The organism is Streptomyces sp. NRRL WC-3618, from assembly GCF_001280005.1.
In the GTDB taxonomy this organism is placed as follows: domain Bacteria; phylum Actinomycetota; class Actinomycetes; order Streptomycetales; family Streptomycetaceae; genus Streptomyces.
Map to the genome: position 1 here is coordinate 1 of NZ_LGDW01000318.1, position 372 is coordinate 372.

Sequence of the window (372 nt, forward strand, 5' to 3'; positions counted from 1 at the left end):
GACGCCGCCGCGTGCCATGCGCTGGAGGTCGGTGTCCGCGAGGGCGCCGGTCATGTCGCTGTCCTGCGCGGCCCACAGGCCCCAGGCCAGCGAGGTCGCCGGGAGACCCTGGGCACGGCGGTGTACGGCGAGGGCGTCCAAGTAGGCGTTCGCCGCCGCGTAGTTCGCCTGACCCGGGCCACCGAAGACGCCGGAGGCGGAGGAGAACAGGACGAACGCGGACAGGTCCAGGTCGACGGTCAGCTCATGCAGGTTCAATGCCGCGTCCACCTTCGGACGCAGCACCGTCGCCAAACGCTCGGGCGTGAGCGAGGTGACCACACCGTCGTCCAGGACACCCGCCACATGCACCACCGCCGACAGCTCCGCGCC

At 71.5% G+C, this 372-nt stretch carries 1 protein-coding gene; it reads right to left on the minus strand.

Going from position 1 to position 372, the window contains the following annotated elements:
• On the minus strand, positions 1 to 372 hold a 372-nt coding region (locus ADL01_RS24280), incomplete at both ends, for a KR domain-containing protein (RefSeq protein WP_159049614.1).